At 42.6% G+C, this 24519-nt stretch carries 23 protein-coding genes; 15 read left to right on the forward strand and 8 right to left on the reverse strand.

From position 1 onward, the window contains the following. Positions 1–65 precede the first annotated feature (65 nt). The gene (locus tag AACQ75_RS00345; RefSeq protein ID WP_170889209.1) at positions 66–704 is read right to left on the reverse strand and encodes an NAD(P)-dependent oxidoreductase; all 639 of its coding nucleotides are present in this window, start codon (positions 702–704) and stop codon (positions 66–68) included. A 125-nt stretch (positions 705–829) separates the two neighbouring features. Between AACQ75_RS00345 and AACQ75_RS00350 the strand changes: the two genes are divergently transcribed. The 6 genes from AACQ75_RS00350 (at position 830) to makE (ending at position 6455) form a co-directional block, all read left to right on the forward strand. Beyond that, a complete protein-coding gene (locus AACQ75_RS00350; RefSeq protein ID WP_170889210.1) occupies positions 830–1717 on the forward strand; it encodes a LysR family transcriptional regulator in 888 nt (295 codons plus the stop codon). A gap of 625 nt (positions 1718–2342) precedes the next feature. Further along, positions 2343–2723, forward strand: a complete 381-nt coding sequence (gene makD, locus AACQ75_RS00355; protein ID WP_170889211.1) for an alpha-pore-forming tripartite toxin MakABE regulator MakD — start codon at positions 2343–2345, stop codon at positions 2721–2723. 24 nt (positions 2724–2747) lie between these two features. Next, a complete protein-coding gene (makC, locus tag AACQ75_RS00360) occupies positions 2748–3143 on the forward strand; it encodes an alpha-pore-forming tripartite toxin MakABE regulator MakC (RefSeq protein WP_013868236.1) in 396 nt (131 codons plus the stop codon). An 11-nt stretch (positions 3144–3154) separates the two neighbouring features. Further along, positions 3155–4219 carry an alpha-pore-forming cytotoxin subunit MakB gene (gene makB, locus AACQ75_RS00365; protein WP_013868235.1) on the forward strand — a complete coding sequence of 355 codons (1065 nt, stop codon included), beginning with the start codon at positions 3155–3157 and terminating at the stop codon, positions 4217–4219. A 12-nt stretch (positions 4220–4231) separates the two neighbouring features. Beyond that, complete coding sequence (makA, locus tag AACQ75_RS00370) at positions 4232–5341, forward strand: cytotoxin MakA (protein WP_000082912.1); 1110 nt, start codon at positions 4232–4234, stop codon at positions 5339–5341. 52 nt (positions 5342–5393) lie between these two features. Beyond that, entirely contained in the window at positions 5394–6455 is a 1062-nt protein-coding gene (gene makE, locus AACQ75_RS00375) for an alpha-pore-forming cytotoxin subunit MakE (protein WP_019283034.1), read from the forward strand. A 35-nt stretch (positions 6456–6490) separates the two neighbouring features. Here makE and AACQ75_RS00380 read toward each other — a convergent pair whose 3' ends face one another. From AACQ75_RS00380 to AACQ75_RS00400, 5 genes are all read right to left on the reverse strand, one after another. Then, on the reverse strand, positions 6491–7726 hold the full coding sequence (locus tag AACQ75_RS00380) for an aromatic amino acid transport family protein (RefSeq protein ID WP_212755059.1): 1236 nt from the start codon (positions 7724–7726) through the stop codon (positions 6491–6493). A gap of 462 nt (positions 7727–8188) precedes the next feature. Beyond that, positions 8189–9052 carry an NAD(P)-dependent oxidoreductase gene (locus AACQ75_RS00385; protein ID WP_170889213.1) on the reverse strand — a complete coding sequence of 288 codons (864 nt, stop codon included), beginning with the start codon at positions 9050–9052 and terminating at the stop codon, positions 8189–8191. 167 nt (positions 9053–9219) lie between these two features. After that, positions 9220–9936 carry a YebC/PmpR family DNA-binding transcriptional regulator gene (locus AACQ75_RS00390; protein WP_017044945.1) on the reverse strand — a complete coding sequence of 239 codons (717 nt, stop codon included), beginning with the start codon at positions 9934–9936 and terminating at the stop codon, positions 9220–9222. Between the two features lie 89 nt (positions 9937–10025). After that, complete coding sequence (locus tag AACQ75_RS00395; protein ID WP_017046863.1) at positions 10026–10235, reverse strand: DUF3283 family protein; 210 nt, start codon at positions 10233–10235, stop codon at positions 10026–10028. Positions 10236–10394: 159 nt separating this feature from the next. Beyond that, complete coding sequence (locus AACQ75_RS00400) at positions 10395–10592, reverse strand: PA3496 family putative envelope integrity protein (RefSeq protein WP_017043498.1); 198 nt, start codon at positions 10590–10592, stop codon at positions 10395–10397. A 355-nt stretch (positions 10593–10947) separates the two neighbouring features. Here AACQ75_RS00400 and AACQ75_RS00405 point away from each other — a divergent pair, with 355 nt between their 5' ends. Then, on the forward strand, positions 10948–11403 hold the full coding sequence (locus AACQ75_RS00405; protein WP_013868228.1) for a hypothetical protein: 456 nt from the start codon (positions 10948–10950) through the stop codon (positions 11401–11403). Positions 11404–11581: 178 nt separating this feature from the next. On the opposite strand, the gene AACQ75_RS00410 is transcribed toward AACQ75_RS00405, so the two are convergent. Next, positions 11582–13558: a replication initiator protein RctB domain-containing protein gene (locus AACQ75_RS00410; protein ID WP_017043500.1), complete on the reverse strand. Its 1977-nt coding sequence runs from the start codon at positions 13556–13558 to the stop codon at positions 11582–11584. Positions 13559–14787: 1229 nt separating this feature from the next. Here AACQ75_RS00410 and AACQ75_RS00415 point away from each other — a divergent pair. Then, positions 14788–16005 carry a ParA family protein gene (locus AACQ75_RS00415; protein WP_026027506.1) on the forward strand — a complete coding sequence of 406 codons (1218 nt, stop codon included), beginning with the start codon at positions 14788–14790 and terminating at the stop codon, positions 16003–16005. Between the two features lie 7 nt (positions 16006–16012). Then, positions 16013–16984: a ParB/RepB/Spo0J family partition protein gene (locus AACQ75_RS00420; protein WP_017044943.1), complete on the forward strand. Its 972-nt coding sequence runs from the start codon at positions 16013–16015 to the stop codon at positions 16982–16984. A gap of 72 nt (positions 16985–17056) precedes the next feature. Here AACQ75_RS00420 and AACQ75_RS00425 read toward each other — a convergent pair whose 3' ends face one another. After that, positions 17057–18091 (reverse strand): ABC transporter substrate-binding protein, encoded by a 1035-nt coding sequence (locus AACQ75_RS00425; RefSeq protein WP_017044942.1) that lies wholly within the window; start codon positions 18089–18091, stop codon positions 17057–17059. A 173-nt stretch (positions 18092–18264) separates the two neighbouring features. Here AACQ75_RS00425 and AACQ75_RS00430 point away from each other — a divergent pair, with 173 nt between their 5' ends. From AACQ75_RS00430 to AACQ75_RS00455, 6 genes are all read left to right on the forward strand, one after another. Then, a complete protein-coding gene (locus AACQ75_RS00430; protein WP_170889214.1) occupies positions 18265–20328 on the forward strand; it encodes a tRNA(Met) cytidine acetyltransferase TmcA in 2064 nt (687 codons plus the stop codon). Positions 20329–20636: 308 nt separating this feature from the next. After that, positions 20637–20900, forward strand: a complete 264-nt coding sequence (locus AACQ75_RS00435; RefSeq protein WP_017044940.1) for an STAS domain-containing protein — start codon at positions 20637–20639, stop codon at positions 20898–20900. A gap of 23 nt (positions 20901–20923) precedes the next feature. Beyond that, complete coding sequence (locus AACQ75_RS00440) at positions 20924–21283, forward strand: response regulator (RefSeq protein WP_026027193.1); 360 nt, start codon at positions 20924–20926, stop codon at positions 21281–21283. A 59-nt stretch (positions 21284–21342) separates the two neighbouring features. Then, positions 21343–23499: a chemotaxis protein CheA gene (locus AACQ75_RS00445; RefSeq protein WP_017049346.1), complete on the forward strand. Its 2157-nt coding sequence runs from the start codon at positions 21343–21345 to the stop codon at positions 23497–23499. Positions 23500–23520: 21 nt separating this feature from the next. Beyond that, positions 23521–24051, forward strand: coding sequence for a chemotaxis protein CheW (locus tag AACQ75_RS00450; protein WP_017044938.1), 531 nt, complete (start codon positions 23521–23523; stop codon positions 24049–24051). Continuing rightward, positions 24051–24515, forward strand: coding sequence for a chemotaxis protein CheW (locus AACQ75_RS00455; protein WP_017042330.1), 465 nt, complete (start codon positions 24051–24053; stop codon positions 24513–24515). Before AACQ75_RS00450 ends, AACQ75_RS00455 begins: the two co-directional genes overlap by 1 nt. Positions 24516–24519: the final 4 nt, after the last annotated feature.

Consider the following 24519-nt stretch of genomic DNA (forward strand, 5'->3'; position numbering starts at 1 on the left):
ACTTCGTTCACGTTATCAGCAATTTTCGATCAAGAGAATAGCCAAATGGATCTATCGGACTGGTATCAGTAAGCGACACCAATACGTTGACGAGGGTGAGCGGCACTTTCTAACTCATCGATCATCGCGAGGGCATAATCACTGACTGAGATTTTGCTGTTGCCTTCAGCATCAAACAATAGAGTGTCACCACCCACACGGTAAGCACCTTGCTTCTCGCCCGGAAAAATTTCAGCGGCCGGGCTAACAAATGTCCAATTAACCTTGCTTGTACTCGCACGGAAGAGATCCAACGCTTCGCCTTGCGCTAATGCTTCCCCTTTGTACTCTTCAGGGAAACCTTCTACGGTCACCAATTTGATACCGGGAGCGACTTCCAATGAACCCGCACCACCAACCCACAGTAGGCGATCCACACCCACTTGCGGTAGATCTGACAGCAGTTTTTGCGCTGTAGCTGCAACAATATCGTGGTTGCCAGCTGCACGTCCGCCGATAGAAGCGATCACGACATCAACACCAGCTAACGCAGCGCTAATTTTTGACAAAGGCTGTTGTAAGTCAAATAGTTGAACGCTAACACCTTCAGCATCGACTTTACTTGAATCACGCACTAACGCGATCACCTCGTGGCCCCGTGCTTTTGCTTCATTGACAATGTGACTACCAATCCAACCTGATGCGCCTAATACTGCAATTTTCATAATTTATTTCCTCATTCGGTTTCTGTTTCTCGACAACAATTGTAGTCTAGTAGTTAAACGAAGGAGGAAAAACACCCAAAAATGATGTAGATTGTATCAATATTCGTATCTAATAAAGGCCTACCATGGACAGACTAACCGCCATGCGCAGTTTTATCGAAGTGGCAAATACTGCCAGTTTTACCAAAGCCGCAGACAACTTGAGCTTAAGTCGATTACAAGTGTCACGTAATGTCCAAGAAGTTGAGGATTGGTTAAAGCAGAGGTTACTGCACCGCACGACACGCAAAGTCAGCCTAACCACCGCCGGTGAAGAGGCTTTAATCCGTTGCGAACAAATTTTGCACCAAACTGCCGAACTTGAAACACGGGCGTTGGAACAGTCACAACTCTTAAACGGTACCATTCGCATTGCCGCGCCGATAGGCCTTGCTCAAAACATGTTATTGGCCGTTGTTGAAGACTTCACGCAACGACACCCCAATGTGTTAATTGACATTGTCGCTTCAGATCGCCTTTCACAACTGGTCGATGAACGCGTGGATATTGCCCTGCGTTTTACCCAACAGCCGGATGATACGCTCATCGCTCGCCGTTTAATGAGCGTCGGCACCGTCATATGCGCTTCCCCTAGCTATCTCAACCAACACCCTCCTATCAATACACCCAATGACTTAACCCAGCACAACTGCTTTGTGCACATGAGTAATAACAAGTGGGATGTGGTTAAAGACAATGAACAGCTCTCTGTCACCGTGAATGGCAACATCCGCGCTAATGATATGGAAATTTTATGCCGTGCTGCCCTACATCACAAAGGCATCGTACGGCTACCATGCGATCTTGCAAATGTCTTTATCGCCTCAGGAACACTAGTACGCGTTTTGCCAGAGTTTCACAGCCCAAGCAGCGCACTATGGGCTGTGTATCTTTCTCGTAGCTATCAAACCCCATTGGTTCGCCAATTCATTGATTTCATCGCTCAAAGCTGGAAAAACGATCTCATCGCTTAGCGTTAAGTCATTCTAGCTAATAATTTAATCAATATTATTAGCTAGATTAAACATAGTGTTAATGCCAAAAATGAAATTATCTATAATTAATATTGTAGATGACCTCATTTATCTCACAGACATACTATCTACCTATTAAAAAGTTAAGTAAAAATAAAAATATATTTTTACTTACACTAAAACAATCAACAATAAATGTTGATAAGTTACTTAATACTATTAGTAAAAATAACCAGTATTGTTGAAATCATCATTTAACCCTGAAATAAAAATTTCATCAAGTAAATGAGCGTTTATTATCCCTTTCAATATCTCACGAAAAAACATGATTAAGCTGGCAAATTAAGCGCTTAATAAATAACAAAAATGAAATTAAACTTAAGATCTATCCATTGATATCATTATAAAATTATTTTATTTACATACTGATATGTACATATTAGTTATGCAACCTTGATTAACTGGAATCACTAACTATATTTATCCACATAAAGATTATAAACATGTAAATATCAACACTAATATCAATAATATTTAATAGATATAACCACAAAAACCATTCGAAATGGTTAAATCAGTACAATGATATTCTGTGGATCCATAAATAAACGTCAGTAGGTATTGAATGAAAAAAATAGAAATACTTATCGTGGTTGATTGTGCCGGAGCATTAACAACCACGAGCTTAATGGATAACGTTTACTTAATTGATAGTAACCAATGGCTTGGTTCTTGGGATGAAGGAACGTGCCAACTCCACACGGTATCTCAAGATGGTCAGTTTATTTGCTGGCGTAGCTGCGCCATTTCGCCAGATGACGAAGTCAATATAACGGGATTCTCTGGTGACATGATTGATCAAAACGCTTGCTTACCAAGCCCTGTTAATGACGCGTGGGAAGGCAGAGTTCAGACTCGCGGGGATACTGGGCGTTATCTATATACCATTTCTCTTTCAATAAACGGAATAACAATGAATTTTTCACCTTATCTCGAAGTTCAATAACTCCATCTAAATAAGGAACATTGTATGAAAAAAGTAGAAATACTCATGGTCGTAGATGCAGCAGCAGCGCTGGCAAGTCGAGATCTGCAAAGTAACATTTATCTCATTGATACAAATAAATATATGGGCTCGGGTAATGAAGGCCAAGCTGAGTTAAAAACAGCCTGTAAAGACGGTCAATTATTATGCTGGCGAGTTGTCGCTATTTCACCAGACAATGAAGTTGATATTGTCGAGTTTAATGGGCAAATGATAAATGACAGAGTTTGTATACCCACTAAACAAGGACTAAGCGGTGATGAATTCTGGGAAGGCCGAGTTGAAGCGCAAGGACAAGCCAGCACACAACAATACAATGCGACCTTGTCTATTGATGGTGCAAGATTAACGTTTGATCCTTTCCTCGTTATTTCACTGTAGAGGGCGAACTCATGTTAAGCCCAAATGTTGATACCGCATTAAATATGCTGACCGACGTATATACTGATTTTTTAGGTATTAGTAACTACGATGCAACGTGCAACTCTCTCTTTATTGGCCATGTAGCAAAAGATCCAAACTGGCTCGTAGAAGTTCGAAGCAGGACTGAGATCTTAAGAGCGGTAATGAATGAGTTTATGCAACAAAAGCCTAAAATTTTTGCGCAAATTATTACATCGTTTATTAATTATCAGACCACGTTCGATGCCTGTGCACAAAACAGTAAGGCGATAACAAGTACGAAGCAATGGATTGAATGCTTACAATTATTGCAAAAAACGTTAAAGCAAAATATCACGTTAACAAATGAAGCTCAGCAAGTTTTCACGAAATCTTACAGCCAAGCGAAAAATGCAGAGGAGCTGCTCGCATCCAGCATTCAAGATGGCTGGAATGAACTTGCGAGCGAAGAACAAGCAATGGTACGCATTGCAACAGAGATAGGCTCTCTATCGCAATCTATTGCCAGTTTAGGAGCTAATGTCACAGCGGCCCAATTAAGAGCAGGAAAAGCTTACATACAAAGTATGGTCACTATTTCCTACGGTGTCGTAATGGGAGCAACGACGTCTGTACCATTCCTTTCCTTTGCTGGTGCGCTATTCACGGTTGGTTACAGTGCATACAGCACAATATCGAGCGCGAAAGAGGTACAACAAGATTTAGACAAACTCACTCAATTACAAACACTAGCCAGTGAAGAAGCACAAGCGGCTGCCATTACTAAAGCCATTATTCAAACCCTCAGCAACATGAGCGAAGAATTCCTAAAGATTGATGATAGCTTGCCAGCACTTTCATTGTTATGGCAAGACGAATTAGACAAGGTAAACGAACTGATCAACGCCTTACAAAGCGGTTCAGACCCAGCCCTATTGACTGATTTGCAAACCATCAAGATTGCTTCAGCCTCATGGAAAACCATTTCAGAATTTGTGCAACTCATTAGTTTACCGCCAAACGTTGGAAAACCCGTTTTAGTCAACACACTAAATAACACCATTCAAGAACAGTAAAGGAGATACACAATGTCACAACAAGTTACTCAGTTGAATCCAACACAGCAAACCACTCAATCTGCATTTTTGGCAACCACAGTCATCACAGCGCAGTGCCATGCCATTTTAAACACACAATTTACGCCACCTACGGTAAAACCAGATTGGTTTGATGACCTGAGTAAAAAATTAGACTCAGCAAAATTGGTTGCTAAGCAATGGATTGACGATTTGGGACCACAAGTATCAGCATCGATTCCCTCCAGCGTAATTAATTTTGACGCCACTTTCCAAGCATCAATCGATGCCATTCATGAGTTATATAAAGCGGATCCAACAGCAAGTGGCAAAGACAATACGACGGTTCAGCAAGCTTCACAGATTATGACCGCCCTATCTTCTCAAGTCAGCGGTATCGAAGCCACAGTCAAAGGGATGAATAAGGAACTCTCTGATTGGGGGGTGAAAATGCAAGCAGCACATGATGACTTAGTCAATGGTGCGACCAATATTCAAAAAACAATTATCGATTTACAAACAGATATTGAAAGTATGAATAACGCAATAGACAACAATCGTGCAGCCATTGAGAAACTGAATAAAGATCTAGTCTATGCACAAGTTGCGGTTGGTGTTGGCATCTTTATGCTCGTCGCAGGCGTTGCGCTTACCGTCGCAACCGCTGGCACCGCAGCTGTAGTCTCCGGCGGTATCGCAGCCGTCGGCGCGGCATCGATTATTGCTGGTGGCGTTACGTGGGGCGTATTACAAAATCAAATTGATGATGACTACGACAGCATCGCGCAAGAACAAAAGCAAAAAGCTGAAGATCAACAACAGATTATCGCTTTACAGGGGCTTTCCAATGCCAGTAGCGCCGTCGTTTCAGCGATTGAAACATCGACATCAGTATTATCTGATTTTGAAACGACGTGGACTGTCTTTGGCAACGAGTTAGATGATGTAGTAACCAAGCTTAATAATGGTGCATCCATGCAGAGCATTATTATGGAAAAAGTGATGTCTGACGCAGCGAAAAACGAATGGGATGATGCGGTTGAACTTGCTAAACAGCTAGCTAGCGCAAAAATAGCTATCGAAACGAAAGAGTTAGCACCTGCAGTAAAACAAGCAGCTTAAACATTACTAAAGGGGGTTAATGCCCCCCTTTTATTCTTTTTCGAGGACCATCATGAATCAATCAGCCAGCGAGCAACTTCAAACCGACATTCCTGCATCTATTAGCGCTATGGTGTTACTAAATTCTGCATGCCAAGGCGTTGTTGAAACTTATATTGATCAAGGCAATGCAGAACATTGGTATGCTCAGGTAGAACAAAATTTAAATGCGGTGCAAAAACTGGTACGGCAATGGCGTTTGAGTGGTAATTTATATTTTTCAAATGACATTATGGACAGTGTTCTTTCCATTGCGAATACATTCAAAGATTCTAATGTTCAAATTTTAACCTTATTCAAAGCACTAGAAACCCGTTTTGACGCCGCTCAACTAAAGCAGCTAACTTCATTAATCTTAACATTACAAAATCCGATTCAAAGTCTTACATCAAATATAAAACGTTATGATGAGGGATTGAATGCTTGGGCTCGCCAAGTGGAAGATGCTCATAACACATTGCAACAAACTATTGCACAGATCCAGCAAGAAGAAGTTTCCATCCAAGCAGAAATTATCGCCACTAACGCCCAAATTGATCTAATGAAACAGCAGATAGCAGCATTTAAAACCGCCATTGCGAATGCTCAATCGCAGCGTAAGAAAGGGATATTTGAAACGATTTTTGGCGTGGTGCTTGCTCCGTTTACACTGGGAGGTTCTTTGATATTGGCAGGGTTTGGTGTTAGCTCTATTGTAGAAGCACAAAGTGAAATATCTAGCCTGCAAAGCGATATCCAATCATCTTTAAATACCATCAACCACGATCAACAAACGCTCTCTCAAGATCAACAACAAATCGCGTCTCTCAATGCCCTATTGCTAAGTGTCGATCAAGTTAACAACGATTGTGCGGCGATCAGCCGATCCTTAGATACACTACAAACCACGGTGCTCAGTTTATACAATGAAACCAACAACGTCGTTTCTAACCTTACCAAAGCACAAGATTCACAAGCGGTCATTCTGGAGCAAGTTTGGTACCAATCAGCTTACAATGAGTGGCAAGATATTCTGGAGGTAGCATCAACGCTCAATAATGCACAACCTCAAATAACAAAAGCTCAAATCAAGTAATTGATTTGGCTCCAGTGACGGAGCCAATGGCTGATTTAATTGAGCAAATTATAAAGCAATGCCGATACCGCCAATAACCCTATTGCCATGACAAAGGGTGTACTCATCTGCTGTTGATACTTCGCCAGCGATGGCACTTTGAATACAGAAATCATCGGCATAATAAACAGAATCATAGCGATCACGGGGCCTGAAAACGCTTCCATCATTCCCAGAATGCTGGGGTTGAGTATCGCGACAATCCAAATCGTGACAAACAAAATCGCAATGGTGAGTCGCCCAGCAAGACGCAATGACAGGCCAAAGTTTTTACACAGCAATCCAGTCAGGCTTTCTCGCGCACCAAGGAAATGCCCTAAAAAGGAAGAGGTAATGGCAATAAACGCCACTAAAGGGCCTAGAGTGGCGATAAAGGGATTATCTGTGACATTGGCAAGGTAAGTCAGCACTGAAATATTTTGCACTTTTGCTTCTTGCAATGCCTCTGGTGATAAAGCCAATACGCAAGAGAACACGAACAACAAGACAAACAGAATCAATACAAGACTGGTGTAACGCAGAATCTGCTCTGATTTTTTATCCGCTAGCGCGCCATAATGACGACGTTGAACATTGGCAAAACTTGAGATCGCCGCTGCGTGGCTAAAAGAAAACACCACGACAGGAATGGCTAACCACACTGTGTGTAAGAAATCACTCGTTTGCGGCAAGACTAATGACGGCACTGACCAATACGGGATCAAATAGAGCGAGAGACATAATAAAATAGCCGCCAATGGATAAACCATAACAGCAAAAGCGCGCAACATGATCTTCTCACCACCCAGCATAATGGCAATTAACGCAAAGACTAAGCCACCAGAAAGTAGCGCCCGAGGGGGAGCGACCATCTGCGCTTGATTAACCAAAAAGCTATCAACCGTGTTAGTTAGACCGACACCGTAAATCAGTAAAATTGGGAAAATAGAGAGGAAATACAGCAAAGAGATCAAGCGACCAGCCCTTTGGCCAAAGTGTTCTTCAACAACGTCGGTAAAATCGGCATTAGGACGGCGCGATGAGAGAACAAAACGCGCAAGACCACGATGAGAGAGATAAGTCATCGGAAAAGCGAGTAAGACCATTAACACTAATGGCCAGAAACCACCTAACCCAATGTTGATTGGCAAAAATAGAATGCCAGCCCCAACGGCCGTACCAAATAAACTGAGTAGCCAATAGGTGTCGTGTTTAGTCCAATTGGAAATCTGAACATGACTAAAATGAGCCATTTCCTTAGTGTCTTTCACTGCTTTTTCACTTATATAAAAATAATAATGTCGCGAATCCTACTCCTATTAATCATTATGATCATTTTGAGACCTTGGTCATAATCACTATAATCAAGGGACTTGGCTTGGATTGAAAACCATGAAAACACCGAATTAACAGCATATTAAACTGGTTTTATGTGATTTTATTGAAACTAAAAACCAAATTTTAAGATTTTTCAGTAAATGTAATTAGTTGACGATTTATCCAGCACAGTCACGCACAGCAAACAAAAATAAAGGACATTTGTCCTACCTAATCGGTAGGCGATCATGATTTTATACAATCGTTTTTCGAAAAGAGGCACACAGATAGACACTGTAGGTATGCGGGGCCAGAAGATAAATAGGAATCGATTTATAGGTTTACAGTGTAAATGGCCCTAAATAGGGCCAATTGAGTCTATCTCTGAGCTGTGATATTTATGAATTAACGGCTTTGATAAGGATAGAAGTATCCATTCTTCCCTCACCTTGCTCAGACAAGGCTTGGTAAGCATGATAAGTTTTTTCTGTCATCGGCAATTTTAGATCGTTTCGTTGCGCTTCATCCAAACAAAAGCCCAAGTCTTTGATCATCCAATCAATGGCAAAGCCGTAATCAAACTTACCTATTGACATATTCACAGCGCGGTTTTCCATCTGCCATGAACCTGCGGCTCCATTTTTCAAACAATCAACCAAAACGCCAATATCTAACCCTGACTTTTCCGCTAAGATCAATCCTTCCGACAGGCCATTTAATACGCCAGCAATGCAAATTTGATTGACCATTTTTGCGCGTTGTCCTTGCCCTGCTTTCCCCATCAGCACCGATGACTTGCCATAAGCACGAAATACGGGTTGCAGCTGCTCAAACAGTTCGGCATCTCCACCACACATAATGGTTAGCACACCATTTTCAGCCCCTGCTTGGCCACCAGAAACAGGAGCATCCATAAAGCGAATGCCCGCTTTATGAGCCGCAGACGCCAGCTCTTCGGCTAACAGTGCCGATGTGGTGGTGTGATCAACCAAAATTGCGCCGCGTTTCATCGCCCCTATCGCGCCGCCGTCACTGGTCGTCATGCTACGGACATCATCATCATTGCCAACGCAGGTTAAAACCACATCGGCATCTTGCACGCACTCTGCGACTGTTTGCGCTGCATGCCCATGATACTGCTGCGCCCACTGCTGCGCTTTAGCTTGAGTGCGGTTGTAGACGCTAACATCAAATCCTGCGTTTTTTAGATGCCCAGCCATAGGGTATCCCATAACCCCTAATCCAATAAAACTGACTTTCATTAACTTCTCCTTTTATTATTACCCAGCAGCCCAAACGGACGAACACACGTAACTGAGTGTGGGCTGTATGTATCCTTGCGTCATTCTCTATGAATAAGACCACGGTTAGCAATGCACAGATAAAAAAAAGCCGAGTCAATCACTCGGCTTCTCATTAATTCGCTCTATTACAGCTCAGCGTTATGGTAAACCTGTTGTACATCATCACAGTCATCTAGCATGTCGAGGAACTTCTGGAATTTCTCCGCCTCTTCGCCCGTGACCGGTGTGTGTGTTTGTGGAACGAACGTGATTTCTTCCACATCGATAGTCAAATCAGGGAACTGATTATTTAGCGATGTTTTCACTTTGAAGAATTCAGTGTTAGGTGCAAATACAGTGATCACACCATCTTCCAGTTCAACATCCGTCACATCGACATCATCCATCATCAGTGCTTCAAGGATAGAATCTTCATCATCCCCTTTGAACTGAAATACCGCTTGGTGATCAAACATGTGTGATACGGTACCTGGAGTACCAATTTTCGCACCCGTTTTAACAAAGCATTGACGCACATCTTGGAACGTACGGTTGCCGTTATCTGTTAAGCAGTCAACGATAACACTTGCGCCGCCAGGGCCAAAACCTTCGTAACGAGCAGGTTGGTAGTCTTCACCACCACCACCACTGGCTTTATCTAGCGCTTTATCAATAACGTGGCCTGGAACTTGGTCTTTCTTCGCTTTTGTGATCAGGTGGCGTAAAGACAAGTTCATGTCTGGGTCCGAACCACCATTTTTCGCACACATGTAAATTTCTTTACCGTATTTGGAATAGACTTTAATTTTTGCGCCTTGAGTTTTCGCCATTGAGGCTTTGCGCACTTCAAAACTTCTTCCCATAGGGATGATCTCTCTAATTCAATTTAACGCGAGGGATTTTAGCAAAAAGTGGGATCATTTCAATTTTCCACTTAGCAAAGACATGAATGCTACGCAACACCCATCACTCTTTTGTATTTGTTCACCGATTGTAAAAACCACTCTTTTTCGGCCTCACTGGCAATTTTAGACTGCTGCTGAGTGATCGCTTCAGGCCCTGCTTTTCCTTGCTTGAGTTTCCAAACAAGAAAGGAAGCTTGTTTATCGAGCTCTACTTTGTTTTTCTCTTCAGCGGCAAGTAAAGATAGGTTGAAGGACATGAGTTAGCCTAGATCGGTAAATACGTGGCACGAAATATAGCATAGGACATAGGAAAATTAAGAGCATAAATGTGCAATTTATCGGTATGAAATCAAGAAAATTGGAAAATATAAAGGGTGGCTATGCGCCACCCTTAGGGGATTAATGGTGAGAACTCGTCAGTGAAGTATGCCTAGCTCCTTCGCTTCTTCAATGGTTAAACCACTTTCTCGAATCTCTCTTAATGCTTCAATACGACGGCGAGCTTCGGCTGATTTAAGGTTTTTAACTGGTTTTTGAGTCTCTACTTCTTCCGTGAAGTCCCACTTATTTGCAATATCAGTCATTTCGTCATGGTCAATAGAATTTATGGACATTGTTACCTCCGAACAAACCACGTAAGGGACATGTAATCTGTAGCAAACGACATTTGATTTGTTAAGCATATTTCGTCCATATTGTGATTTTGGCGATGGTTTAGAAACCTTATTTTTAAAACTATTAATATTACTTTGCCAACCTTGCTAGACGAGGCTAAATTTAAATATTGCGTACATGAATTCAAGCGTTTTAGCGCTCATTTTATTCTGTTGCATACTATCGCAGTCCCCCCTACCCCACGCTCTTTCAATGTGCTGATTTTTAGCACATGGTTCTCCATTTCTGTTTGGCAAATAAGCTTGAAATGCACCAGACTGTAGTTAATACATTTAAAGTTGTAGGTAAGACGCGATGTGTAAGCTTCACGACTGGTTAACCGAGATCCATCAATGGCATCTGAACAAGCGCTATGACCAGGTGGCTCAATTACAACCTCTGATCCTTAATGCTCCACAAGAGATCTGGGGGCCGGATCTGAGTGATGATCAAAGTAAAGCAATTGCTTGTTGGCTTGATGCTTGCCTGCGCCAATATGAGTACTACAAGCTCATTGACGGTGAGCTTGCCTTCCAATATCTGCAGCTTGCTTACGCTCGTTTTCAGCGTTGTGTCTCGGAGCCGAGTAGTGAACTTGAGTTAAAATCTTGGTGTATAAAACGGATGCAGCAGTTGATGGTACTGAGTTTGGAGCATCTCAACCAACAGCACGTTGATGAAGCCTTATCCCGAAGTTTAATTGATGCTCATGTTCGATTTCTTGCATATTACGCGTGGAACGATGATCAAGGTATAAAGCGAGGGTATTAATTGATTGCAGGGATCAACAGATAAAAAAATAGCGAGTTATATAACTCGCTAAAAACATATATGAGCCAATCTATTAATTCATCAGATAGGACAAAAGGTTGTCTATTCGTTTTCTATACTAACGAACCTTCTAAAACAAAATGTCAGCTACATGTCAAGGTTGTGTTGTAAATTGGTTTTAAATACCAATAGCGACTTCATCAAGTGCCCGGAATACGGATTCATCTAAATGCCCCTCGTACACTTGCTTGCACACTTTGCGGCGTACCGCGAGACCCGAGATCAAACGTTCGATCGATAAATGTTTATTCTCGTTTTTCGTGTTATAGAGCTCGATCAATTTACTTAACGTCTCATAAGAGATCGCCTCATTTCCAACCCTCAGCCAATCCAGCTTATCAATCAGCTCTGTACACTCTTCCTTGATAGAGGATGGTGGATGCCCAGTCATTGCTGATAACGCCGTTATACTGCGTTCTAGGGCCTCTGGAGAGGTATATTTAGATAAGGTAATCGTAATTTCATCGGCATTGATCTCTACTAGGTGTTTGCGCTGCTTAACTCTTCGTCCTAGCTTACCCTTTGGAGACGGTGCTTTACGTTGAATAGGTTCAAATTCACCATCAATGATCTCAGAAAGTTCTTCTAATTTTTGCTTAGAAACCATCTCATTGCGCAGTGGGTTAGGCAACGTTGGAGCCATGTTGCGTTTGCCTGCATTGGTGGTACGAGCGCGCGAGTAGCGCAGGACTTCTTCCACATCGCACTTAATGTCGACTTGGTAATCCATCACTTTTTCTTTATCCACCAGTGTGGTGACCGTCAAATGATAGCCCCAAAGATTCACGACAAATAACGAATCGCTGCCCTTTCCTTCCGATAATCGTTTTAGCTCACGGACAAGATCCATCGAAAAACGACGCCATTCGATATTACGGGCCAACTTTTGGTTCAATTCACTCAGTAGCATGCTGTCGGTATGGCGACGCGACATGCGACTGCGAAAATAGGAGTAGAGTTGGAAGACCAACGTATGTTGCTTTAGGATCTCTGGTGGAAACAAGAAAAAGTAATCGCGAGTGAGTAACTCTTCGTAGAATGAAGGTTCCCACACCAAAATGTACAAATTAGGTTTGATCCTAATTTCACCATCAGCCCCTTCCGTTGGCGCTTCTTCAGAAGCGGTGATCGTTCTTGCTAGGAACCGAAAACGATCACTCTTAAATCCTTCTGGCATGTTTTCACTCAGCCAACGGCCGGTTAACTCATGCAATTGGAAGTCCGTAAATTCAATCCGATCAATACTATCGCGAATAGAATCTCTTGCTGGGCCACTATCTTTTTTACCGCGAAGCGACAAAATGTCAGTAATGTACAATGGGGTTTTATTCGGTGTGTGTTTGGTATTAAGTTGGTAATCTTCTTGGTGATGATCGTGGTATTGCACCGTTAAGGTGAACAGTGCAAACAGTGTCATTAGATCATCCACTGTCATGATGTTTTTGGAAGAACGAGTTTCAATGATCGCACGGGTACCAGAAATCGATACCATTGATTTCTGGTAGCTTTTACGAGTTCTCGGTGGAGCTAATGCTTGATCAATGATCCCAGCCCAATTGGTGGGTGAAACCACAAACTGATCCGCTTCGTCTTTCATCGCTGGTGGAATATTTAGCCCATGTTCTGTCAACAAACGCTTATTGACCTGAGTTTGAGCCAGTGCTTTTGAACGCTTGCGTTTTTCTGTCTGTTTTACTGATTCAGTTACCAGACTGGTTGAACCAAGCACAGAGATGAGCTTATTTGGGTTAACAAATTTATGCAGCATTGTCTTGCCAGCTAAACCTTCTTCAAATCTCACCGGGATCTGTTTAAATAAACCAATACTTACTGCAGCACGCAGACGTTGCTGAATAGCCGCTCTGGTCAATTGGCCATCGGTTGCTTCAATTAACTCTGTTGTTGAGACTAACCCATCTTGGCTGCGGAAACCTCTTAATGAGATCAGGTTAAGAAGTTCAACGATACTTTTGGTAACACCTTTAAAATGTTGGTATTGATCAACCCAATCAACAGCAGTTTCTGAAACTTCAAAAAGATGCCCATCTTTGTGGCTCCTTGGTGCTTTGATCAATATTTTTTCGTCTGCGTTCATTATTAGATCCGTATCACACTAGCCGTAATATCGCTATAGTTCCAATAGAATAAAGAAAAAGAGATCATAAATAAAGAAAAACTTATTGCTTTTAAATAACTGATCTTTTTGATTATTCTGATCTATATTGCTTATATGATCTAATGATCAGGCCTTAATGAGCAGCCTAATTGATTGTTTTATAGGGATAAAAAAAAATCCCCTTCAGAAGCATGATCATAGAAAACTGAAAACATGATCATTGTAGAGAAGAAAGCATGATCAATCACATTCCGAACGATGATCATCAGACGACTGAATCAATGATCAAACACTTTCTTAAAGCATGATCATGGCTCATGCACAACTTATCCACATGATGAGTTGAAGTGATTATTTTATTTGAGCTAGATGAAGAATATGGGCTTGGTTTTTCTTTGGAAAGATGATCAAGGAAGTGCATTAAATGTTCTTTCAAAGTCGATTTTGGCATAAACACGAATTGAAATGACAAATAACTCTTTTAACGGCTTCTATTATAAGGAGTGAGAGTGTGTCGAAAGCATGATCAAGAGAGTATTGACGAAGGTTTTGTTATTTGGTGTGTTTTAAATTTTACTTGTTATGTACTAGGTATCTTGCTCAGCCCCTACTCCATCTGCAATCACCCGTAATTATGCGCTATTTTTACATGCTTCCGAGCTTAAATCACACTTGATCATTGATCCGATGAAGATCCATTTGTTTTCTGATTATTTGCTGATAAGGAAGGCGCTAATTCCTCTTGATCATTGTTCCTGTAGCGAGGGATCTCTTCGGACGCATGATCATCATGTTAGCCTTGATCATGCGTCCTGGTACCCTGACGAAAAGGATAAGTTTCCCCTGCCCTGTAGCTCTAGTTATTATTATTCATGTTGTACGATTATTTAATTGATCTGCAGGGGGAACATCATTCCAAATGACACATACCGTAAATTATGCTGCTTCTCTAATCGTTCCGGGTATTTTAAGCTCATTTACAATGTAAATAAGTTACGTTGTAATATTTTTAATGTTCAAATAAATAATGGACTAAGTTGCCCATTATTTAAGGAAAAATGATGACCATAATGAGGTCAATTCATTAAATTCCGATATGTTTTTCTATTTATTGTGATATTAATCTAAAAGTGAATGTTCACCTTTTTGTTGAGTATTAAATTGTTTGCTGTACAATCTGCGTTAGGTACTTATTATGGAATTTGGCAATGAAAAGAGAACAAACCATAGCGAATCTCTACCAGCTCGCCGAGCAAACTCAACAGGTGCAAGCTGACCGAATTGAAATTGTTTTAGAAGAACGTAGTGATGACCATTTCCCAGCGATGTCAAAAGCGCTAATGGAAACTCGTTCAGGCTTAACACGCCGTAAGCTAGATGATGCCATTTCCAAAATGGAACAAGCTGGCCATCAATTTACTAAAAACAATGCAAATCACTATTCAATTTCTTTAGCGGAAGCCCACATGCTCATGGATGCCGCTGGTGTGCCTAAGTTCCACCAAAGGAAAAAGCATGGTGATCATAAGCCTTGGGTCATCAATGTTCAGAACCAAAAGGGGGGGACAGGTAAATCAATGACGGCTGTCCATCTAGCCGCGTGCCTCGCCCTGAATTTGGATCAGCGTTACCGTATCTGCTTGATTGACTTAGATCCGCAAGGTTCATTACGGTTATTTCTCAACCCGCAAATAAGTTTATCAGAGCACAGTAATATCTATTCTGCCGTTGATATTATGTTAGACAACGTGCCTGAAGACACTGAAGTGGACAAGGCGTTCTTACATAAGAACGTGATGTTGCCAACCCAATATCCCAATTTAAAAACCATCTCTGCATTTCCTGAAGATGCAATGTTTAACGCAGAAGCGTGGCAGTATCTTTCGCAAAACCAATCGCTTGATATTGTTCGACTGCTGAAAGAGAAACTTATCGATAAGATTGGCGATGATTTTGACATCATTATGATTGATACTGGCCCACACGTTGATCCATTGGTATGGAATGCAATGTATGCTTCCAATGCATTACTGATCCCGTGCGCGGCTAAGCGATTAGATTGGGCGTCAACCGTCAATTTCTTTCAACACCTTCCTACGGTTTATGAAATGTTTCCAGAAGATTGGAAAGGGTTAGAATTTGTACGTTTGATGCCGACGATGTTTGAAGATGATAATAAAAAGCAAGTCTCGGTATTAACGGAAATGAATTACCTGTTGGGTGATCAAGTCATGATGGCGACGATTCCGCGTAGCCGAGCATTTGAAACCTGTGCTGACACCTACAGCACCGTTTTTGATCTCACCACCAGCGATTTTGAAGGTGGTAAAAAGACGCTAGCGACTGCGCAAGACGCTGTGCAAAAAAGTGCACTGGAGCTTGAGCGAGTGCTTCACAGTCATTGGTCATCACTAAATCAGGGGTAAGTAAAACATGGCAATTAAAACGTCTGAACTAAATGCGAAACTGTTTGGTAAAGCGAATAAGCGACGTGCAACCACCCCGCAAGAAGCCCAAACGGCAGCGAAAGAACAAGCGCAAATCATCGAATTGGCGGTTGCGGGAGAAGAGTTAGTCACTTTCGAACTGGTCAGGATTCCCGCTGAGCAAGTAGCGGAAAAGACGATTGTTTTTACGCAGAATGCGCGTGAACAAGCTTTTCTGAATGAGCATGCTCTATCTGATGTATTGAGTACATTACGTGAGCGTGGTCAGCAATATCCTGCGGTTGGTCGTAAAACCGCTGGGGGCAAAATTGAAGTCCTTGATGGCAGCCGTCGTCGAATGTCTTGTATCTTGGCGGGTAAAGAATTTTTGGTTTATGTTGCTGAAGACATAAACTCGGAACATGCGAAGTTTCTTTCGGATGTGGCAAACGCGCACAAGCCGCTTTCTCTTTATGAGAAGGGTAAAGAGATGCAAGCGAAGCTGGATAACGGTGAAGCGGAAGACCAAAAAGCTTTAGCTAAGATATTTCAGTGCAGTGAGGCCCTAGTAAGTGGTGCTCTAAAAGCAGCGGCTTTGCCACTTGAGCTGTTGCAAGCTTATCCAAATGTGGTTGAATTAGGTCGTCCAACCATAGTTAAATTGCATAAACAATTTAATGAACTCGATGCAAAGCAACAAGCAAATTTGTTGGAAAAGTGTCAATCTGAAGATGGATTTGTTTGGCAGCGTAGTAGCGTACAAGGTGTTGCCCGATTGACGAAAGAAGTCACAGAGACAATTGAGTCTTGGATACAAGAGTTGTTGCCACCTAAGCGCACTGAGCATGTAAAAATTGATCTGATCAAAGGCCGCGTAAGTTACAGTCGTAAAGGCAGTAATTTAGCGCTTAATTTGAAAAAGGTGGATGATGCTACGGTGCAAGAAATATTAGATTTTATTCAATCTAAGCTTGATTAAGCATCCATCATGTAAAGAATAAAAAACCCGCCACGGCGGGTTTTTTAGTAACTAAGTCTATTCAGCTCGAATCTATTGATTTCTTAAACGCTGCCAGTATTTTTCGTAGATAGCGAGCGCTTCAGGCCCAACATCATTAATGAATTCCCCTTTAGCCATATCTTCATCGGCTGGAAAAATCGTTGGATTGTCGCGAAGTTCTGCTGGAAGCAACGCTCGGCCGCTTTTTGTTGCCGATGCATAACCTAAGCTATTCACAATCTCAGCTTGGTTCTCTGCTTGATACATGAAGTTGATGAATTTATGCGCCAACGCTTTGTTGTTGCTGCCTGATGGAATAGTAAAGTTATCCATCCACAAGACTGCGCCTTCTTCCGGCATTACAAATTTTAGCTCTGGCATCTCAACTTGGCCTTGGTAGGCATTCCCGTTCCATTGCATCCCTAACGCTGCTTCACCTGAGACATAAGGCACATGTGGCGCATCAGAGTTATACAACAGTACATTATCTTTTAACGCGACCAATGATTGGTAGGCTTTTTCAATCTCTTTTTCATTTTTTGTATTAATACTGAAGCCATTTAAGATCAGCGCCATACCAAAGACATCGCGAATATCGTCAATCAACATCACTTGTTGGCTATATTTCTTATCCCACAAATCAGCCCAGCGAGAGACACCTTCTGGTACTAATGCTTCGTTATAGCTGAGGCCAGTGATCCCCCAAATATAGGGCAGGGAATAACTATTTTTGGGATCGTGTGCTTGGCCGAGTAGTGAAGGCATGGCATCTTTCATGTTCGGGATTTGTGCATGATCCAGCTCGGTTAGTAACCCTTCACGTCCCATTTTTTCAATGAAATACGCTGAGGCAAAAACCACATCATAACCGCCACCTTTGAGCAACTTGAGCTTGGTATACATTGACTCGTTATTTTCAAAGGTCGAATAGTTAATCGTTACCCCTTCCTGCTGCTCAAACTGCTTGAGGGATTTTTCTGGAAGATATCCTCCCCATGCATAAACGTTGAGTGTTTTGTTGTCTGCGCTTACGTGTGAAGAAGTTAGAGCTGCTGCCAAAACCAATCCTTTGATGAAAGTTTTCATTGCATTTGAATTCCTTAAATAGCCCAGAAGTGTACTGGGGTGTAGGTGAATAATTAGTTAAAAATGGTCACGATTAAAGCAAATATAATTTGTCGTAAAGAAAAATATTTTTAACGACGCACAGTGATTATAGCGGCTGTGCTACCATTGCGTTTCAGCGAGGTGGCGTAAATATGAACATGATAGCGGCTTATTTAGATGATTTGATGGTGCAGGCTGAGAATAGCCTATGGCGTATGGGGCTCTTAATCCGTGGTGAGCCTCAATGGCAACAACACGTGCTTATGCATTTTCTCGCAAAAAATGAGGGGCAAGCCATATTTCAGTTAGGTGGAGAACCGTTACCATGCGTTCGTTATGCCCCCTTCAACAAAGGGCAGCAGTTTCTTGGTCAAGAATGCCATTTACTTATTTGTGACAATCACCATGGTTTTGATGCGAACAGTTTCAGTGCTGCGCTGGGTTCACTGGTCGGTGGTGGGTTACTGTTGATCATTGAAGCCCCTCAGCGTAATGACTCTTTTGCTGAGCGCTGGTTAACGCGAGCGTTGGAACAGCTTGTTGTTATAGAACAGAATCAACCTTGCCCTCCTTTACCCGTTTATCCACGAGTCAGTTCTCAATCACCGATTTATGAACAGCAAGTTGATGCGGTTTCAGCAATTCTTCGTGTTATGGATGGGCATCGCAAGCGACCATTGGTTCTCACTGCCGATCGGGGACGAGGGAAAAGCAGTGCGCTTGGTATTGCTGCGGCTAAATTGATGGCGTCTCGTTCATTAGATATTGTGGTCACGGCACCCTCAATCCATGCCGTAGCGCCGATATTTGAACATGCGGCTAAAGGTTTAGCAGGCGCTCACGTCACCAGACAATCCCTTACTTGGCAAAACTCGTCATTGACGTTTGTGGCACCGGATGAGCTGATTTTGCATCGGCCACAGTGTGATCTCCTATTGGTAGATGAAGCGGCCGCGCTGCCTTTATCAATGTTAAAAAACTGGGTTGAACACTATCATCGTGCGGTCTTTTCTACCACCATTCATGGCTACGAAGGGTGTGGGAGAGGGTTCACGCTTAAGTTTCAAACTTGGTTAGCACACCATCGAGCTGGGACTCGAACTCTCCATTTAGATCAGCCGATCCGTTGGCGTCAGGGTGATCCGTTAGAAGCGTGGCATTACGATACTTTCCTCCTTCATTATGATTTAGCTACATTGCCGACGATGACATCAGAACAGTTAGCGACACTTAACATTGAGCATCTGGATAAGGCTCAACTCATTGCCAACCCGACACGCTTAGCCGCTATTTTTTCGTTATTAGTGAATGCTCATTACCAGACATCACCGAACGATCTATTTCATTTTTTAGCGGACGATAAAGTTCAGCTAGTTGCTGCAATGGTAGGCGAGGTTTGTGTCGGTTGTTTGCTGACAGTTCGTGAAGGTGGGCTTTGTAGCGCTTTAGTGGAAGAGATCCAACGAGGAAAGCGGCGTCCTAAAGGTCATCTAGTTCCTGTTTGCTTAGCTAATCAAGTAGGTATTACGCAGGCAGCGCAGAGTGTTTGTCAGCGCATCATGCGTATTGCAGTTCATCCCGAATTACAAAATCAAGGGTTAGGCAGCCGCTTGATTGAAGCGTGCATGTTGGAAAATGATGCCGACTATTTAGCGACGAGTTTTGGCGTAACGAGCGATTTAATGGCTTTTTGGGCTAAGAACCAATTTGTTCCGATAAAACTAGGGAGCCACAGAGACAGTGCGAGTGGCTGTTTTTCCTTAATCATGGTTCAAGCGGAAAAATTGGATTGGTTAACTCGGGCAGAACAGATTTTCGAACAGCATTTCATTTTCTCGCTATCTGATTCGTTGCAAAGTTTAGAGCCGGCTTTGGTTCGGGCCATCTTGCCATTAGTCCGAGATCGTGTCGCATGCGCGGATTCAAATGAAGTTAATTTCCTACCTTATTCATTGCTACGTTGTTACGCACAAGGCGGTGCGGATTATGAGAGTGTGAGTGTATGGATTCATCGGCTAATTACTTCATTGGATAAAGCTGCTCTATCACTGTTATCTGATGTACTTATTGCCAAAGTATTGCAAAGGAAAAGCTGGCAAGAGTGTGCCAGTCAATTAAACCTCACTGGACGGAAAATGATTGAGGCTACCCTCCGTCATGACCTCAATCGACTATTAGATGATTTACACTGTAAAGTTGATCATTCAACGCAATGAACTGCAGCCAATTTACAGTGTAAAGCGTGAATAATGTAAGAGCAGACACTTTCTCCAGGTGTACTGTGCTTGTCATATGACAAAAAAGTCCTACTACTTACGTCTTAAGAGTAGGATTTTTTTGTTCTAGTCACAGAATAAAAAATCCAAATTATATTAATGAGTTAACCATACGGTCCCCCTTATTGTGAGGTTTTTATTTTTGTTCCTAACGTGTTCAATCATTTGCTTAATGAGTATTCCCTCCTACACTCAAAGTCAGGTGTTCTCCTAAAAAATAGAATATAAATAGTACGTAAGGATGAGATATGGATTTTTTGTTGGCGGAGTCTTTGGAAATTTCAACGGTACTAGATTCCAAAGCAAATTATCTTCAATGGCTAAGCCTAACTCCTCCTTTAACGATAGATGCATCACGAGTTAATAGCGTGGATGCTGCCGGTCTGCAACTGCTTGCTTCTTTGTTTATGACAGCAGAGCGAGCTGGAATTGAGATCACTTTAGTTAACGCAACAAACACGCTCAATGAAGGTATTGCGCTACTGGCTTTAGAAAGCTTGTTCGCAGAGTAATGAGATTTTGCAAGGAAGGGGCTATGACAAAGATCCTCGCGGTTGATGATTCGGTTTCAATTCGTCAAATGCTAAGCCATACATTGAAAGATGCAGGCTATGACGTTGAAACCGCTACTGATGGAAGTGATGCATTACGTAAGGCACAACAAACCAAATTTGATGTTGTTATTTCGGACGTCAACATGCCAGTGATGGGTGGTTTTGAGTTAGTTAAAGCAATACGTGGTAATGCTCAATATAAGTTTATACCTATTTTGATGTTAACCACTGAAACGAGTATGGAAAAGAAACAAGAAGGAAAACTCGCGGGAGCTACAGGATGGTTGGTCAAACCGTTCAACCCTGAGACGCTATTGAAAACACTAAAACGGGTCATATAGAACACCGTATTTTATTAAAAGCTTCATTCGTTAAACGACGTTAACTGGCAGGAAGATCTATGGCTTTAGACATGGAACTGTTGCGCAAGATGTTTTACGAAGAGTGTCGTGAAAATCTTGAAGTGCTTGAAAATGTACTGCTTAATCTTGACCCTAATCAGGTTGAGAAAGAGACTATTAATACCATTTTTCGGGCTGCCCATTCGATTAAAGGTGGCGCTGCGACCTTTAGTTTACTGGATATCAGTGAATTTACCCACTCTGTCGAAGCGTATCTTGACCTCGTCCGTAACGAAAAATCAACTCTCACCGCTCAAAGTGTGGACATTTTACTGAAAAGCGGTGATTGCATTCGCAATATGCTCGCGGGGCATGAGAGCCACGGTGAGGTTGATAGTGAGCTTCAGCAGAGAGTCAGCCAGTCACTGCATGCTTTACTTGCTGACAATTCAACGGTTGATCATGAGCTAGCAGACCATCACCCGCTTGACGCCGAAGATGAACAGACGTCATCGCTCTTAAAGGCTTCTGACAACGAGAACAACTTAGGTTGGAAAGTCGTTTTTACTCCGCATAGAGAACTTTATTTCAGTGGTAATGATCCACTTCGGTTGCTGCGAGAGCTTTATGAACTGGATGATCAGTGCAGGGCGGAAGCTCAGCTTGAGCACCTTCCCGAATTGGTGGAAATAGAGGCTGAGCTTTGTTATTTAAGCTGGACTATTTTTCTCAGTAGCCAAGTGCAAGAGAGTGATATTCGCGAAATTTTTGAATGGGTTGAAGATGAATGTGACTTAATTGTTGAACCTTTAGTACAAGAATCGACGACCCAAGGTATGATCAGCGAGAGTGAGGAATCTTCGGCCGAGGTGCCACCTACGTTTCATGCGAACGCTGTTCCCCCTACCGAATCGGCAGAGCAAGTTGATCTCATAAAACCCATCGATCTCATAAAATCAATAGAGTCTACGCCCGCTGTTGCGCCCAAAGTGGCTAAAGCAGAATCCAGCGTAAGCTCTATTCGCGTCGATATTGAGAAAGTCGACAGCCTGATTAATTTGGTTGGGGAACTTGTTATCACCCAATCAATGCTGACCGAAATCGGCAACGATTTCACCATGGATAAATTAGAAAAGTTGCAAGCAGGCCTAGTTCAGCTTTTGCAAAACAGTAAAGATTTACAAGAAAATGTGCTCAATATTCGCATGCTGCCGATGAGCTTTGCTTTTAGCCGCTTTCCTCGCCTTGTGCGAGACTTGTGCGGCCGACTTGAAAAAAAAGTAGAACTGAACATCATTGGCGAGCATACCGAGCTCGATAAAACCGTCCTTGAACGTATTGTTGATCCATTGGTTCATTTAGTCAGAAATGGTATTGACCACGGAATTGAGCAGCCACACATTCGCCTTGAACAAGGCAAACCAGAAATCGGCACCATTGAACTACATGCTTATCATCAAGGTGGCTCGATAGTGATCGAAGTGAAAGATGATGGCGCTGGAATCAACTGTGAAAGAATATTTCAAAAGGCGCTAGAAAAAGGTGTATTACCTAAAGATACACAGCGTGAAGAGATCACCGACAAACAGATCCTTAACCTTATTTTTGCAGCAGGGTTTTCAACAGCAGAACAAGTGTCTGATATTTCAGGTCGTGGCGTCGGTATGGATGTTGTAAAACGTAATATCGAAGAGTTGGGTGGGCATATTGATGTCGAATCCACATTAGGTAAAGGCAGCCATTTCACTATCTGTTTACCACTCACTTTAGCCATTCTCGATGGGCAATTGATCAAAGTAGGAGGGGAGGTTTATATCATCCCACTGCTCACCATTATCGAATCTATTCAAATCAACTTAGCTAATGTGAAGTATGCCGCTGGTGGGGTTGAGCTGTACCGACTTCGTGACGAAAACATTCCTATCTTACGTCTGCAAGATGAACTGGAAATGGGACCAAGTGGTGCTTTGCCCGATAGAATACTCTGCTTTGTTGAAGCCGCAGGGTGCCGCGTTGGCTTATTGATTGACGAGCTGCTAGACCAGCAGCAAGTGGTTATAAAGAGCTTAGAGTCAAATTACTGCAAAGTGGCAGGCATATCAGGAGCTACGATTTTGGGAGATGGTTCCGTTTCGCTCATTTTAGATATTCAAGGGTTAATCTCCACGTACTCGAATCGACGTTCAAGTTTATCTCCCAAGATTATTGCCGCTTAGTGAAGGTGACAGAGAAGAGCCATGGAATATGATTATTCACCAAATCATCAACAAGAGAATCAAACACAGAGTGTTTTGAATGCTGTGTATGAAGAAAGAAGCTGTGAGGCCGATTTTCTGAGTTTCCGGTTAGCGAACGAGTTGTACGGGGTGGCAATTCAAGATGTTGAAGAGATTCGAGTGTGGGAGCCACCTACGCCTATTCCTCGCGCGCCTAGCTTTGTGAAAGGTGTGATTAATTTACGCGGTATGATTGTGCCTATTATCGATCTGCGCCTTCGATTTGGTATGGAGGCTTGTGGCTACTTTCCCACGACTGTGGTGTTGGTACTTCGTAGCCTTCAACAAGAGCGGCCTCGTATTATGGGCTTAGTCGTTGATGCAGTGAGTGATGTGATTGGCCAGGGAGATAATGTGCTGTTTCCAGCCGTGGGGGAAACACCTGCCGCTGCGTATTCGCTCGGTTTGCTCAATGTTGGCGAAGAGGTCATGTCACTGCTCGATACCCAAGGGCTCCTTGATATGCACCGAATACTGAGTGAGGAACCCTGATGTCTAAACAAGAGTTTCTTAGTTTCGTGCTGGATAACGATGAGTACGCTGTGCCAATCCTTGAGGTCCGAGAAGTTCGCGGCTGGAGTGATGTGCGCTCTGTACCCAATGCACCGGATTACTTAGTTGGCTTACTCAATATTCGTGGTGAGTACGTACCGATTGTTGATCTTCGAATTCGTTTTCATCTGCCACCTGCACAGATTGGGGCCACGACAGTTGTTATCGTTTTGAATGACGCGCAACGCAATCCGCTCGGCATTATTGTCGATGGTGTTTCAGAAGTGTATGACTTAGCCGCTGAAGAGATAAAACCTGTACCAGCCTTATCCACCACGGTTGAACCACAATTTATGAAGGGAATTGCTAGTGTGGCTAACGGTCATTTGATCCTAATTAATATCGAGACCCTTTTTGATGTACCTGGGTTAAATCAGACATTCGTAGAAGACGCTATTTTGTGAGGGA

Source organism: Vibrio sp. B1-2 (assembly GCF_963888445.1).
In the GTDB taxonomy this organism is placed as follows: domain Bacteria; phylum Pseudomonadota; class Gammaproteobacteria; order Enterobacterales; family Vibrionaceae; genus Vibrio; species Vibrio anguillarum.